Source organism: Dactylosporangium sp. CS-033363, assembly GCF_050942475.1.
Classification (GTDB): domain Bacteria; phylum Actinomycetota; class Actinomycetes; order Mycobacteriales; family Micromonosporaceae; genus Dactylosporangium.
On record NZ_CP192032.1, the window covers coordinates 1,349,923 to 1,360,318 of the forward strand.

At 66.1% G+C, this 10,396-nt stretch carries 11 protein-coding genes; 7 read left to right on the forward strand and 4 right to left on the reverse strand.

Features of this window, described 5'->3' with window-relative positions:
* Window positions 1–234 precede the first annotated feature (234 nt).
* Genes ACQPZ4_RS06240 through ACQPZ4_RS06250 form a run of 3 tightly spaced genes read left to right on the forward strand, consistent with a single transcriptional unit; the run spans window position 235 to window position 1,846 of the window.
* Window positions 235–1,011: a sensor histidine kinase gene (locus tag ACQPZ4_RS06240; RefSeq protein WP_433066298.1), complete on the forward strand. Its 777-nt coding sequence runs from the start codon at window positions 235–237 to the stop codon at window positions 1,009–1,011.
* Window positions 1,008–1,190, forward strand: a complete 183-nt coding sequence (locus ACQPZ4_RS06245) for a hypothetical protein (protein WP_433057038.1) — start codon at window positions 1,008–1,010, stop codon at window positions 1,188–1,190. Before ACQPZ4_RS06240 ends, ACQPZ4_RS06245 begins: the two co-directional genes overlap by 4 nt.
* Complete coding sequence (locus ACQPZ4_RS06250; protein WP_433057040.1) at window positions 1,187–1,846, forward strand: response regulator; 660 nt, start codon at window positions 1,187–1,189, stop codon at window positions 1,844–1,846. The genes ACQPZ4_RS06245 and ACQPZ4_RS06250 overlap by 4 nt, the downstream gene beginning before the upstream one ends.
* A gap of 219 nt (window positions 1,847–2,065) precedes the next feature.
* Here the strand turns inward: ACQPZ4_RS06250 and ACQPZ4_RS06255 are convergent, their stop codons facing one another.
* Window positions 2,066–2,743 (reverse strand): hypothetical protein, encoded by a 678-nt coding sequence (locus ACQPZ4_RS06255; RefSeq protein WP_433057042.1) that lies wholly within the window; start codon window positions 2,741–2,743, stop codon window positions 2,066–2,068.
* Between the two features lie 77 nt (window positions 2,744–2,820).
* Between ACQPZ4_RS06255 and ACQPZ4_RS06260 the strand changes: the two genes are divergently transcribed.
* Window positions 2,821–3,228: an ASCH domain-containing protein gene (locus ACQPZ4_RS06260; protein WP_433057044.1), complete on the forward strand. Its 408-nt coding sequence runs from the start codon at window positions 2,821–2,823 to the stop codon at window positions 3,226–3,228.
* On the opposite strand, the gene ACQPZ4_RS06265 is transcribed toward ACQPZ4_RS06260, so the two are convergent.
* Both ACQPZ4_RS06265 and ACQPZ4_RS06270 read right to left on the reverse strand, forming a co-directional pair.
* The gene (locus ACQPZ4_RS06265) at window positions 3,221–3,622 is read right to left on the reverse strand and encodes a hypothetical protein (protein WP_433057046.1); all 402 of its coding nucleotides are present in this window, start codon (window positions 3,620–3,622) and stop codon (window positions 3,221–3,223) included. The genes ACQPZ4_RS06260 and ACQPZ4_RS06265 overlap by 8 nt on opposite strands.
* A gap of 29 nt (window positions 3,623–3,651) precedes the next feature.
* On the reverse strand, window positions 3,652–4,929 hold the full coding sequence (locus ACQPZ4_RS06270; RefSeq protein ID WP_433057048.1) for an aminotransferase class I/II-fold pyridoxal phosphate-dependent enzyme: 1,278 nt from the start codon (window positions 4,927–4,929) through the stop codon (window positions 3,652–3,654).
* Between the two features lie 129 nt (window positions 4,930–5,058).
* On the opposite strand from ACQPZ4_RS06270, the gene ACQPZ4_RS06275 reads away from it, so the two are divergent.
* On the forward strand, window positions 5,059–5,478 hold the full coding sequence (locus ACQPZ4_RS06275) for a MerR family transcriptional regulator (RefSeq protein WP_433057050.1): 420 nt from the start codon (window positions 5,059–5,061) through the stop codon (window positions 5,476–5,478).
* A gap of 314 nt (window positions 5,479–5,792) precedes the next feature.
* Window positions 5,793–6,125 (forward strand): YnfA family protein, encoded by a 333-nt coding sequence (locus ACQPZ4_RS06280; protein WP_433057052.1) that lies wholly within the window; start codon window positions 5,793–5,795, stop codon window positions 6,123–6,125.
* A 1,280-nt stretch (window positions 6,126–7,405) separates the two neighbouring features.
* On the opposite strand, the gene ACQPZ4_RS06285 is transcribed toward ACQPZ4_RS06280, so the two are convergent.
* Window positions 7,406–8,305, reverse strand: coding sequence for a TIR domain-containing protein (locus ACQPZ4_RS06285; protein WP_433057054.1), 900 nt, complete (start codon window positions 8,303–8,305; stop codon window positions 7,406–7,408).
* A 598-nt stretch (window positions 8,306–8,903) separates the two neighbouring features.
* Here ACQPZ4_RS06285 and ACQPZ4_RS06290 point away from each other — a divergent pair.
* Window positions 8,904–10,367, forward strand: coding sequence for a hypothetical protein (locus ACQPZ4_RS06290; protein ID WP_433057056.1), 1,464 nt, complete (start codon window positions 8,904–8,906; stop codon window positions 10,365–10,367).
* The last annotated feature ends 29 nt before the right edge of the window (window positions 10,368–10,396 follow it).

The following is a 10,396-nucleotide window of genomic DNA, read 5'->3' on the forward strand; positions in this document are numbered from 1 at the left end:
GGCGGTTCTGGCTTTCCCAGGCGCCCGCGCGCGACGTTCCCCCGGTCGCCGCGCGGCGCCGGCTCGTGCTCTGGCGGGCGTCCGTGCGCGACGTGTGCTTGATCACCGCGTGGCGGCTCTTGTTTTTGGGGGCGTCCGCGCGCGACGCCGGCTTGGCCCAGCGCCGGTTCCAGCCGCCCCGGCGGCGTCGTGAGCGGGTCGGGCGTCGTGGTCGGCGCGCTGGCCGCGGCGTTGCTGCTCGCGCTCGGTCTGGCGGCGTTCTTCGCCATCGCCGCCGCCCGCGCGCGGCGTCGCCACGACCAGGCGCTGGGGGAGCGCGGCTGGCTGCTGGAACGCGAGCGCCAGCAGGCGGCCAGCGGCGCCGTCGCGGCCGAGCGCGCCCGCATCGCCCGCGAGCTGCACGACATCGTCAGCCACAACGTGACCGTGATGGTCGTCCAGGCCGGCGCCGCCCGCGAGGTCCTGGCCCTGTCGCCCGCCGCCGTGCCGCCCGACGCCGCGGAGGCCCTGGCCGCCGTCGAGGGCGCCGGCCGCGACGCCCTCAAGGAGCTGCGCCACCTGCTCGGCCTGCTCGCCCCGGCCGCCGACGGCGCGGACGCGGCCGACGACGACTTCGCCCCGCAGCCGGGCCTCGACGGCCTGAGCCGCCTCGTGGACCGCATCGCCTTCGCCGGCCTGCCCGTCGACGTCCTCATCAGCGGCGAGCCGAGGCCCTTGCCGGCCGGGATCGACACCACGGCGTACCGCATCATCCAGGAGGCCCTCACCAACGCCCTCAAGCACGCCCAGGCGGCCCGGGCGGAGGTGTCGGTGCGGTACACGGAACGCTCCCTGCGCATCGAGATCCTCGACAGCGGCGGCCCCGACCGCCCCCGCCCACCCGCGGGCACCGGACGCGGCCTGCTCGGCCTCCACCAGCGCGTCACCGTCTACGGCGGCGACTTCGACGCCCGACGCCGCTTCGGCGGCGGCTTCCGCGTCCGCGCGCGCATCCCGCTGGACGCGGCATGAACTCCGCGCGGGTCCGCACCGCCGGCGCGCATCCCGCTGGACCCGGCGTGGAAGCGCCGCGTGACCAGATGGCCGACCGCCGCGTCCGCGCGCATCCCGCGGGACCCGGCCTTGAGGCGCCGCGCGCCCGCATCACCGACGCCCGCGTCCGCGCGCGCATCTCGCTGGACGCGGCATGAACTCGCCCCGGGTCCTCATCGCCGACGATCAGTCGCTGGTCCGCACCGGCTTCCACATGATCCTCAACGCGCGCGGCGTCGACGTCGTGGGCGAGGCCGCGGACGGTGCCGAGGCCGTGGCCGCCGCGATCCGCCTGCGCCCTGACGTCATCCTCATGGACATCCGCATGCCCAACCTCGACGGCCTGGCCGCCACGCGGCAGGTCGTCGCGCGGCTGCCCGACTGCCGCGTCATCATGCTGACGACCTTCGACCTGGACCGCTACGTGTACGCCGCGCTGGCCGCCGGTGCGAGCGGCTTCCTGCTCAAGGACGTGACCCCGGAGCACCTGGCGAACGCGGTACGCCTCGTCGGCACCGGCGACGCGCTCCTGGCCCCGTCGATCACCCGCCGCCTGGTCGAGCGCTTCGCCGCCGAGTCCGCCCCGTCGCCGCTGCACCGCGACCTGACCCCGCTCACGCCGCGCGAGCTGGAGGTCCTGACGCTGATGGGCCAGGGCCTGTCCAACGCGGAGCTCGCCGCGGCCCTGACCCTGAGCGAGGCCACCGTGAAGACCCACGTCGCCCGCATCTTCACCAAGCTCGAACTGCGCGACCGCGCGCAGGCGGTCGTCCTCGCGTACGAGACCGGCCTGGTCCGCCCGTCGACCCCCTGACGCCCGCACCGCTTCGCGCCCGCGCACCGGGTCGTCCCGCGCGCTTGAGACCAGCCCGCTCGCCCTCCAACCGGGGCTGGTCGCGCCCGCGCGCTGGGTGGGTCCTGCTGGGCGTACGAGAGCGGGCTTGTCCGTCCTTCGACCCCGGCCGCTTCGCGCCCGCGCGCGAAGTGGGTCCTGCTGGACGTACAAGAGCAGGCTTGTCGGTTCTTCAAACCCCTAGCCCTGCTCGGCCCGCAGCATCCGGGTCAGCGCCCGCAGCCCCTTGACCAGGTCCTGGTGGTCGCTGATCCCGTCGACCGCCGCCTCCAGCCGCCGCGCGGTCGCGTCGATCGTCGTCTGCAGCGCGTCGACCTGCCGTTGCATGGACGTCCCGAGCTCCTGCAACTCCGCCACGTCGCGCCGCAGCGTCACCACGTCCTCGCGCGGATGCGTGACCTCCCGGCTCATGGCGGCGATGCGCTGCCGATGGTGCGCGAAGTACGCCCCGGCCGGCCGCAGCAGCGTCGTGAGCAGGAAGAACCCGGCCACCCAGTACCCGGCGACGTTTCCGGTCACCAGCCCGGCCACGGCGGCGACGGCGGACGTCGCGACGTGCCCGCCGATCGCGAACCACAACATGCGGCGCGCGATCAGGCTCGCCTCGTCCTCGTACCCCTCCTTGACCGGAATCCCGCGCCCGCGCGACACCGCGGTGTCGAACACGACCCGCCGCGCCGCGAAGTACAGGTTCCACGGCGCCGACACGAGCACGACCGTCCACGTGAGCGCCGCGAACGCCGCCCCGACCGTCCACAGCAATTCGGGCGTGACCCCGGCGAGCCGCCCGAGCCACGCGAACACCAACACGGTCGCGGCCCCGACGACCACGACGAACCACCACTTGGTCCCACGCATACCGTTCAGCGTGGCCGCCCCGGGCCGTTTTGAAATCCGTCGCCGTACTCAGCTCGACGTGAGTACAGTCAACGCCCGTGGAAGAGCTGCCGATCGCCCAGTTCGGATTCCCCGGCCCGCTGCGGGACCGCCTCGTCGCCGCCATTCTCGACGGCACCAAAACGACCACGACGGGCCTCCTGCAGGACTACGAGCTCGACGAGGAGCCACTCCCGGAGATCGGCCGGCGCTCGGCCGTCATCGATTCCGACGACCAACGGGTGGCGGTCATCGAAGTGACGTCCGTCAAAATCGCGAAATTGGGCGACGTCGACGTCCAGCACGCGATCGACGAGGGCGAGGGCGACACCACGGTCGCCGAGTGGCGCGCCACCCACGAACGCTTCTGGCACGGCCCCGACTACCGCGCGTGGCTGGGCAACGAGGAGTTCACGGTGGACGATGACACTCCGGCCGTACTGCAACGCTTCCGCCGCGTCAGCTAGCGCAAGCGCCCTCCTCCACCGACACCGACGGAAACGACGGAGCATCGTCCAGCAGATCGATGTCGACCTCGACGGTCATGCACACGGGATAGTCGTCGTTGCGGTTCGTGAACTCATACAGGTCCCGCTTCTCGGAGTCCCGCCCCGCATCACGAACCCGGATGTTGTACGCCCCGCGCCCCGCCCCGTGCGCCAGCGCCTCCTGCACGTCGAAGATGTTCAGCCCGAGCCCGTGCACCGGCGTCCGCTCGAGCTCGTAGGCGGCATTTTGCGCGGCGGCGGTGACGTCACGCTGATCGGGCGTCATGCCGCGCCACGCAATCACGCAAATGAGCGCCACACCGACCACGGCAATCACAACGCCGGCGGTGCCGCGGGTCCTGACCTGTTCCACCCCATCGACGGTAGAAGATCCCGTCCACCTCAGACCCCGGCCGCGGCCCCCGTGTAGGTGATCGCCTCGGCGGCGGCGTCGGCCAATGCCGGTACGACATCCAGATCGAGCCCGGAAATGGTGATCCGCACCGCGGGCGGCGTGGCGATCCGATACAACGCGCCCGGCGCCACCGCGAATCCGGCCTCCCGCAACCGCGCCACCGCCGTCGTCTCATCGGGCACCGAGACCCACACATTCAACCCCGTCCGCCCGGTTACGGAGAGCCCCCGTTCCCGGAGCGCATGCACAAGAGCCGAACGCCGCCTCTCGTACTCCCCGCGAGCCCGCAACACCGCCTCTCCCACAACGGGATCGCCCCACAGATCGGCGACGACCCGCTGCAGAATGAGCGAAACCCACCCGGTCCCGAGCCGCTGCCGCCCCGTGAGCCGCCCGATACTGGTCGCATCTCCGGCGACAACGGCGAGCCGCAGATCGGGCCCGTACGGCTTGCTGACGGAGCGGACGAATCCCCAGGATCGGGTCGCGCCGGCGAGCGGGTGCAGCCCCTCGACCGACAATTCCGCAGCGTGATCGTCCTCGATGACGAGGACGTCGGCATGCCGTACAAGAACGGATTTGAGCTCCTCGGCCCGCTCGGCGGTGACGCTGGCCCCGGTCGGATTGTGCGCCCGGCTGGTCACCACGAACGCCCGGGCCCCGCCCTTCAGCGCCTCCTCGAGCCGCGCCGGATCGGGCCCGGCCTCGTCTACGGCCACCGGTACGGCCCGCAACCCGAGCGCCGCAACGAGATCGAGCAGGTTCGCCCACCCCGGGTCCTCGACGGCCACCCGATCGCCGGGCAGCACATGCGCGCCGAGCAGCCGCTCGACCCCGTCGAGCGCACCCCCGACGATCGCCAGCTCGCCGCCGTCGACCCCGTCGCGGGCGAACGAGGCCTGAGCGGCGGCGCGGAGCGGCGCGTACGCTTCAGCGGCGTACCCGGTGGGCCAGGAATCCGCCGCCGCCCGAGCCAGCGCCGGCCCGATGTCAGGCAGCAGCCGCGGATCGGGCCCGCCGGTAGCAAGATCGAGCACCCCGTCGGGCACCTGAATCCGGAACTGCCCCCGAGCCGGCGCGACAGCGGGCCGAGGCCGGATCCGCGTCCCCTGCCGCCCCGCCGACTCGGCAATCCCACGCTGCCGAAGCGCCTGATAGGCGGCGGCAACCGTGGCGGGACTGACACCGAGCTGTACCGCTGCGGCTCGAATCGGCGGAAGCGCATCTCCCGCCTGCAGCGCGCCGGACCGCACCGCCGCCTCCACGGCCGCGGAGATCTCGGTCGCGGTCCGCCCAGCCAACCCAAACCCGGTGCTCACGCCCCCGACTCTAGGCCGCGCTTGCATCCGGTACCCAGGTACAGCCTTACTGTCGTCTGGAAGGAAGGCGGCACCGTGAACCTACCCCTCAGAACCGGCGAACTGGCCGAACGAGCCGGCGTCAACATCCAGACTCTGCGGTACTACGAACGCCGCGGCCTGCTCGCGGAGCCGGACCGCTCGCTGGGCGGCCACCGCCTGTACCCGGCCGACACGGTAGCGGTGCTGCACGTCATCAAGGCGGCGCAACGCCTGGGCTTCACGCTCGACGAGGTCGCGGAGCTGCTGGACGCGGGCCGCCGCCGCCACCCAACCCCGGACCTGCGCGACCGCGCGATCGCCAAGATCGCCGAGGTGGACGCCAAGATCGCCGACCTGATGGCGATCCGGACCACGCTGACCGAGGTGGTAGACGCGCGCTGCGACAGCCTCACCAACTGCACCTGCGAGGACTGCCCACTGCCATTCCTGACGATCGGTGGACCGCCCGCATGAACCAGCCTTTGCCGACCACTTCAACTGCCCCGATGCGCAGCAAGGTCACGGGGGTTCTGGCCGCCGTCGCCTGCGCCGCGTGCTGCGCGTTGCCGTTGCTGATCGCTCTTGGAATCCTGACCACCGCGGGCGCCGCAGTAGCCCAGAAGACCTTGCTGGCCGTATCGGCGGGCTTGGCGTTAGCAGCCCTGACCATGTGGTGGCTCCACCGCCGCCGGACCGCCCCTGCTCCAACACGCGGCTGCGGCGGTTCGGGCTGCGGCTGCTGACCACTCCGGCGGCTTGCCGCTCAGTCCGTGTGCTGCGATGACCTCATGACGATCATCCGATCCATAGCGCTGTTCGTCCTGGCCGCCCTGGCCGAGATCGGCGGCGCCTGGCTGATCTGGCAGGGCGTACGCGAGCACAAAGGCCTACTGTGGATCGGCGCCGGCGTTGCGGCTCTGGGCGCATACGGCTTCGTGGCAACCCTCCAACCGGACGCCAACTTCGGCCGCATCCTCGCCGCTTACGGCGGCATCTTCGTAGCCGGCTCCCTGGCCTGGGCCATGGCCGTCGACAAGTTCCGCCCCGACCGCTACGACTACATAGGCGCCGCAATCTGCCTGGTGGGCGTAGCGGTCATCATGTACGCGCCGCGCTCCTGATTCTCCCGGACTTCGATCAGGCGTAACCGCCCGCCGGTTGGCCGCGCCTCGTGGAAGGCACGTCGCCAGTGCCGCCCCGTCGGGTCAGTTCAACTCCGACGGTGATCTCACCGGCCACGAGTCGTGGCCAAGGCACCGTATTCGGTCAGGATCAAATCATTGTTTTTCCTCCCTTAGAAATAAAAGCTTGTCGTTTTTCGCATTTTCGACTCACGCCCCGTGGGGCTGTCGGCCGCTGAGCGCGCTCGTCGCCTGACGCGTGCTCGGTGGGACCGCTGCCTGTCAGGCGCGGCACGGCGGAGCCACGGATCCGTCCGTAACTGTTCAGAAGTGTGCCGTCCAAGCGGGCGATGATCTTTTGAACAACCACGGCCGCCACGTTGTGCTTCGGGTTGCGGTCATTGCGCAGCAAGGCGCGTCGTGCCAAACAGTATTTCCCGCACACCCGACGTCTCGTTTGTGCTGGTCGTTGAGTGTGTTGGCATGCGCGGCCCGGCGGGACGCAAACCTTCGCTCCCGCCTTCGCCGGACAGAATGCTCATCGCAGCCGAACCGGTCGTGATTTCGGCAACGTCGCTCAGCGGGTGCGCTACTGATGAACTTGGTTCGGACCTAAGGTTACGATCTCCGCCACGCTGCAGTCTCAACCTGGCTAAATGCCGGCGTCTCAGCCCCTCTCGTAGCAGACTGGGCGGATATTCAGTTGAAGTACCTCTCCGAGTAGACGCAAAGAGCGTAGAAGGTGATGTTGGCCGATCAAAGAAGCGTGTAGAGGAAGCTCTTAGAACATGAATGTAAGATAGTCGCCCGTGCGAATCAGGCTGCGAAGTTCGATCCGCAGAGTAGGCAATAGATCGAGTCTCTGTTTGAGTCCGGTACCTTAATTGGCTCCCATGGGTGACAGGGGGGCTCGACCATCATCATGTCATCGGGTTCGTTGAGGCTGCTCGGAACCTCCGCGGAGCCCCCACTCCTGGAGGCTTTAAACTTCATATGCCGAGAGCCTCGCATTGCTCTTTCGAATCCTGCAGTCAACTCCTCCATGATCTGTGGAGCGGCGATATCACGGGCATACTCGAGCTGTTCGCTAGTCCACCAGGAGTCATGATTGGCCGATCGTCCGCACAATGGACAGTGATAAACAGGCGGGTCTACCGCATCCTCGGGTCGGCTTTCGGTTGGCCCGTGGTGCCATTTGAACTGTTGTTCGCAGTGGGGGCACTCGCGGCGTACGAACCCGTCGGCATCTAACGGGATCCGAACCGAGTAGCTACTCATCTTTACCCCATTGTGTCGATGAAGATTTCTTCTCGAATTTCTTCGCCAGCATCGGTGCGCCCTGTCACCGTTACATCGAAAGCGCTTTTCCTATCACCCATTGTGAGGCTAACCGGAAGCTGAAAACTCTTGCCGGCCGGCAGGCGTTTGACGGGTAGGTCGCCGGAATGCATCCACACGCCGCCCATTTCGGGCACCTCGACGTTGACATCATAAATGGTGACGCTGCCATGATTGATGATCTCAAGCCGACCGCCGTTGCCTCGATTGTGAAATTTTGCATCGATACTAACGCCCCGGGGTCCGGTCTTCGGCACAACCCGACCCATCGGCAGTCCGCGACCGGGCGGCGGGGGGACGACGAAAGTTCCTGCACTCAACCAATCTGCGCCGGTCATATCGACAGAACAGCCCGCGGTCAACAGGCGTTGCGCAAGGTCTTTGCGTCTTTCAGCACTATCGTTGATACGGACCGCGTGTCGTCCCCCAACGTCGCTGAAGGGTCGAACTTGTCCCAGTTCGACGAGCACCGTTCGCTTCACGTTGCGCCCCATTGCCATTCCGGCTTCGAACAGAACGTTCGGCCGGGCCTGTGCGGCGGCCTGGATTTCAGGGTCCAATTCGTCATGCGCATACTCGGGTCGCAGGTACGCAACTTCGTCCGGAGTCATTAGCACGACGACTGCTTGAGCACGGTCGAATGCAGTGTCTAGGACATCACCAATATACGGCGTGGCACTGCCCGTCCAGCCAATCGCAGTAGACCACTCGATCGGCGTCAAGCCCAACGCACGAAGGAACGCGAACATCGCGTCACGGGCTGGCAAGTTCCTGCCGTGCACGACGAAAACCCGGCGAGCTTGCTCAGCCGGGGGCGTAGCGGCGCTTCCGTCATCCGTCATGTGACCCAGCCTACGAGAACCGAGCTCGACGGGATGTTCCGTACGCTCCCACGAATGGCCCGAGCACGTCATCGTTCAGCGGATACATTCCGGATTTGGAGTGTGGCGGCCTCGGCACACATTCGGCACAGGTAGCCTTTAACCGCCGGTCAGCGTCGGCTGCAGCCGACACAACAGAGAGGCTCTGGACAGCGTCTACCACCGCTCCAGAACTCCGTTTGGCCAGCTAGACCGCTAGCTAACAAGTGTGCGCCCGGCAGGATTCGAACCTGCGCCCCCGCCTCCGGAGGGGACAGGCGCTTCTACGTCCGTCAACGCGCTGAGCTGCGGAAGTGCCGCAAGCCGCGAAGTACCCGGAGTTATTCTGCCGCGTATTTGCCGTACGGTGCGCTGGGCGTCCTGGTGGCGCCCCCGGGGGCAGGCCTCTTGCCCCCCAGGCCCCTGGCGTATTTGAGCCTAGACGGCAGTTGGTCCATGAGGTCGGAGGACCCCGGACGCATGAACGCTCCCATTGAGCAGCAGATGGGATCATTCCGTTGTCACACAGTGTCAACTGATCTACACTCTTCGTACTTACGCTTGAGGAGCTGGAGGATCGATGCGGGTCTCCGAGTTCTACGAACTTAATCGGACGCAAGCCGAGCTGGACTTTGTCGATGTCGACATCGAAAATGACGTCCGGCTTTACATCGATCCGAAGGCTATCGAGCAATTGAACTCTCCGTGGGCCGATAGTTGCGTATCCTCCATTCAGTCCTTCTTTCAAAGGTTGATCGACGCGATCGTCGCGAGGGATAACGAGCTAGCGCTCACAATGCTATCGGCCCTCCGTGAACCAAATGAGACTCATCTTGGCCTCTCAAGAGGAAGATCTCGCGGGAGCGGAGTGGGAGATGAGCTTGCGCGTGATGTCTGGGAGTCACTTTCTCGGAGCGAAGCCGTTCGCACGGGGCTAATCCGTGATCTGGAAGACACGGCGTTACTCGTCCCTAAGATCGATAAGGACCGAATCTCGGACGTTACTACGAACCTCATCAGAAAACAGCTAATAGAATACACGCAGTGGACAAGTGATTTTTACGGGATTCCACTCAAAGACGATATCGCTTCCGGCCCTATCTGGGACACTTCGCGAGCTGAGTGGAAAGAGGAGTATGTGCGACTGCCATCACCGGCCGACGCCAAATTACTGCTCGTCCCTAAAATTCTGGTACGTCGACAGTTGCATATGAATGCTCGAGAGTTCTATCGGCATCACGTGCTGGATTTTCTAGTTTCTACCGAAGGTGCTGCGCGATCGCTGGCTCAACTGGCAAGCGGCCGGCGGAGAACCAAGAAGGCAATCGAAGAGCAGCTGCGCGGACAGTTCGATGCTGGAAGGCACAATCCTGGGTTTGAAAAACGGGTCAACACGCACGTCAGCGAACACAATCCAGAATTGCTGAATTCGTATCGTCAGTTCAAGGAAGAAAACCCGGCCGACCTGCTAAACGGGGACGATCTTGCGGACGCGACCGGTGGGCCGTACGTAAATCTTGAGGAGTTGCTCGCAAAGGTGCTCGCTGTGATGCCGGGTGACGCCGAAGCGGACCTCTACGAGAAGCGAATTGAGGCGCTTCTCACAGCTGCATTCGATCAGAATCTGGTGTTCCCTCGCAGGCAGCACAAAATTCACGCAGGTCGCAAGCGGATCGACATCTCCTACACTAACCTAGCTAAGCACGGCTTTTTCTATTGGCTCGGTATACATTACCCGGCAGCAAACGTGGTTGTCGAATGTAAAAATTACACGCGTCCACTAGGCAATCCTGAACTCGATCAGATTTCGGGGAGATTTTCGAACTCCCGAGGACGATTTGGCTTGCTTGTGTACCGCGGGTACACCGACAAGGCGAAGATCTGGCAATCTTGTCTAGACACTGCCAATGACGGAAATGGCTTCGTGCTGCCGCTTGATGACGCCGATCTGAAGAAACTCGTCGACGAAAGATTGCAGCCGCCCTCTGACGAGGCATTCGGTTACCTTCATGAATTGTTCTCACGCCTGACAGGAAACCGTTGACTTCCCGTTCCCGGTGTTTTGAAGCGCGA

Bases quoted from the DNA above. Each gene is read 5' to 3' on its own strand.
- ACQPZ4_RS06245 (WP_433057038.1), top strand. From the start codon at position 1,008: ATGAACTCCGCGCGGGTCCGCACCGCCGGCGCGCATCCCGCTGGACCC.
- ACQPZ4_RS06250 (WP_433057040.1), top strand. From the start codon at position 1,187: ATGAACTCGCCCCGGGTCCTCATCGCCGACGATCAGTCGCTGGTCCGC.
- ACQPZ4_RS06255 (WP_433057042.1), bottom strand. From the start codon at position 2,743: ATGCGTGGGACCAAGTGGTGGTTCGTCGTGGTCGTCGGGGCCGCGACC.
- ACQPZ4_RS06280 (WP_433057052.1), top strand. From the start codon at position 5,793: ATGACGATCATCCGATCCATAGCGCTGTTCGTCCTGGCCGCCCTGGCC.
- ACQPZ4_RS06285 (WP_433057054.1), bottom strand. From the start codon at position 8,305: ATGACGGATGACGGAAGCGCCGCTACGCCCCCGGCTGAGCAAGCTCGC.
- ACQPZ4_RS06290 (WP_433057056.1), top strand. From the start codon at position 8,904: ATGCGGGTCTCCGAGTTCTACGAACTTAATCGGACGCAAGCCGAGCTG.